The following is a 2965-nucleotide window of genomic DNA, read 5'->3' as shown; positions in this document are numbered from 1 at the left end:
TCCGGCGCCAGCAGCGGCCGCAGTGCGTCGAGGACACGGCTGGCCATCAGCGCCTTGGAGCCGTGCGCGAGGGCGGTCTCGGAACCGTCCGCGGCCAGCAACCAGCCGTCGTTGTGGTCGACCTCGAACGCCTTCCCATCGCCGACGGCGTTCACGACCAGCAGGTCGCAGCCCTTGCGGGCCAGCTTGGCGCGGGCGTGGGTGAGGACGTCGCCCTCGGCGTCGCCCGTTTCGGCGGCGAAGCCGACGATGACGGTGCTCGCCGGCAGCGTGCCCTCGGTGCGGGCGGTCACCAGCCCGGCGAGGATGTCCTCGTTCTTGGTCAGCGCGATCGCGTCCGGCTCACCCCGGCCCTTCTTGATCTTGCTGGTGGCGAAGGTGGTGGGCCGGAAGTCGGCGACGGCCGCGGACATGACGACCGCATCGGCGCCGGCGGCGTGCTTGGTGACCGCGGCCTGCATCTGGGCGGCGGTCTGCACCCGCACCACGTCCACCGCGGCGGGGTCGGCCAGGCCGGCCACGGCCCCGGCGACGAGGGTGACGTCGGCGCCGCGCTGGGCGGCCAGCCGGGCGAGGGCGTAGCCCTGCTTGCCGGAGCTGCGGTTGCCGAGGAACCGGACCGGGTCCAGCGGTTCGCGGGTGCCGCCGGCGGAGACGACGATGCGCCGGCCGGTCAGGTCCCGCGGCAACGCGTCGGGCCGTTCGAGCAGCAGCGACGCCAGGCCGAAGATCTCGTCGGGCTCGGGCAGCCGGCCGGCGCCGGTGTCGTGCCCGGTGAGCCGGCCGGAGGCGGGCTCGACGACGACGACGCCGCGACGGCGCAGGGTGGCGACGTTGTCCACCGTCGCGGGGTGTTCCCACATCTCGGTGTGCATCGCCGGCGCGAACACGACCGGGCACCGCGCGGTGAGCAGCGTGGCGGTGAGCAGGTCGTCGGCGCGGCCGTGGGCGGCGCGGGCCATCAGGTCGGCGGTGGCGGGGGCGACGACGACGAGGTCGGCCTCCTGCCCGAGCCGCACGTGCGGCACCTGCGGCACGTCGGCGAACACGCCGGTGTGCACGGGGTTGCCGGACAGGGCCTCGAAAGTGGCGCGGCCGACGAACTCGAGCGCCGAGTCCGTCGGGATGACCCGTACGTGGTGTCCGCTCTCGGTGAAGGCGCGGATCAGCGCACAGGCCTTGTACGCGGCGATGCCGCCGCCGACGCCGATGACGACGCGGCGGCGCTGCCCGAATTCCGAGTGGTCCGCGGTGCCCGCGGCGCGCTGGCTCACTCGCCTTCGGCGTGCTCGAGCAGGTCTGCGTGGATCTCCCGCAGCGCGATCGACAGCGGCTTCTCCTGCAGGCCCGGCTCGACGAGCGGGCCGACGTACTCGAGAATGCCGTCGCCGAGCTGGTTGTAGTAGTCGTTGATCTGCCGGGCGCGCTTGGCCGCGTAGATCACCAGCGCGTACTTCGAGGAGGTGCGCTCGAGCAGCTCGTCGATGGGCGGGTTGGTGATGCCCAGCGGGGTGTCGTAGGCCGGCAGGTCGTGCCCGGCGGTGTCGGACACGGCTGCTTGGGTGCTGCTCACTCGGTATTCTCCTGTGTCGTTCCGGAGCTCTGGCGGGGTCCGGGGTTCGGGGTCGAGGCCGGGGATGTGGTGATCGGCCGCGGACGGTCGGCGGGATCGTCGCGGGGACCGACCAACAAGGATACCAATTCGTCGCACGCGCGGTCGACGTCCTCGTTCACGATCACCGTGTCGAACTCGTCGCGCGCGTCGAGTTCGGTCCGGGCGGTCTCGAGCCGGCGGCGGACGACCTCGTCCGATTCGGTGCCACGGCCGGTGAGTCGGGCGACCAGCACATCCCAGCTCGGCGGCGCCAGGAAGGCCAGCACGGCCTCCGGCATGGCGGCGCGCACGGACCGGGCGCCGGTGAGGTCCACCTCGACGAGCACGGGGCGTCCCGAGGCGAGCGCGTCCCGCACGGGCCCCGCGGGAGTGCCCGAGCGTTGCAGACCGCCGTGGATCTCGGCCCACTCGAGCAGGTCCCCGGACTCGATCATCCGATCGAAGTCGTCGCGGCTGACGAAGTGGTAGTCCACCCCGTTCACCTCGCCGGGCCGGGGATCGCGGGTGGTGGCCGACACGCTGAACAGCAGGTCGGGCACCCGGCTGCGGAGCCGGCGGACAACGGTCGACTTCCCGACGGCGGAGGGGCCGGCCAGCACCACCAGCCGGCCCCTCCGCGTCGTGGAACCGCTGTCCGACACGGTGTGTGCGTCAGCTACCACCGGTCGCTCAGGCGTCGAAGTCGAACCTGGCGAGCAGCGCCTTGCGCTGACGGTCGCCCAGGCCGCGCAGGCGACGCGTCGGGGCGATCTCGAGCTCGGTCATGATTTCCTGCGCCTTGACCTTGCCCACCTTCGGCAGGGCCTCGAGCAGGGCGGACACCTTCATCTTGCCGAGGATCTCGTCGTTCTCGGCATCGGCCAGGACCTGCTTGAGGTCGGTGCCGCCGCGCTTCAGGCGGTCCTTGAGCTCAGCCCGGGCGCGACGGGCAGCAGCCGCCTTCTCCAGAGCAGCGGCGCGCTGCTCGTCGGTCAGCTGGGGAAGGGCCACGGTTCCTCCGTCTCATCGTTGGCAAACAGTCTCATCCGCCGGTTAACCAGCGGCGATAGCGACCGTACTCACGCCGGACGACGATTGCGAACCCACCCCCCGCCGTTTCGGCTCGAAAACACGTGCGGTAGTGCGCCCGGATCGCCGTCCCCGACCCGGTCCGGCCGGGCCCCGCGGGCACCGTCCACCACCTCGGCGAACACGGCATCACCGCAGGTAGAGGCGCTGCGCACGGCGTGGCGGGCCGGTGCGAGCGTCCGCCTGCGAGGCGACGCCGACGCCGGCTCGTCCCGGCCGGAAACGGATCGGAAAAATTTCCGCGCGCGAGCGTGTCGGGGCGCTCCCACCTGCATCGGAACG

At 72.4% G+C, this 2965-nt stretch carries 4 protein-coding genes; all 4 read right to left on the bottom strand.

The genetic code is table 11. The features are described 5' to 3' along the window. Positions 1–1274: bifunctional phosphopantothenoylcysteine decarboxylase/phosphopantothenate--cysteine ligase CoaBC (gene coaBC, locus CQZ88_RS20330; protein WP_102800214.1), on the bottom strand; the 1274-nt coding region annotated here is incomplete at its 3' end. Beyond that, complete coding sequence (gene rpoZ, locus CQZ88_RS20325) at positions 1271–1573, bottom strand: DNA-directed RNA polymerase subunit omega (RefSeq protein ID WP_003935406.1); 303 nt, start codon at positions 1571–1573, stop codon at positions 1271–1273. The genes rpoZ and coaBC, both read right to left, overlap by 4 nt. Continuing rightward, on the bottom strand, positions 1570–2217 hold the full coding sequence (gene gmk, locus CQZ88_RS20320) for a guanylate kinase (RefSeq protein ID WP_006937649.1): 648 nt from the start codon (positions 2215–2217) through the stop codon (positions 1570–1572). The genes rpoZ and gmk overlap by 4 nt, the downstream gene beginning before the upstream one ends. A gap of 67 nt (positions 2218–2284) precedes the next feature. Beyond that, entirely contained in the window at positions 2285–2605 is a 321-nt protein-coding gene (gene mihF, locus CQZ88_RS20315) for an integration host factor, actinobacterial type (protein WP_003935409.1), read from the bottom strand. Between the last annotated feature and the right edge of the window lie 360 nt (positions 2606–2965).

The organism is Rhodococcus sp. ENV425 (assembly GCF_002887785.1).
GTDB lineage: Bacteria > Actinomycetota > Actinomycetes > Mycobacteriales > Mycobacteriaceae > Rhodococcus > Rhodococcus aetherivorans.
This window is presented reverse-complemented; position numbering and strand designations above follow the sequence as displayed.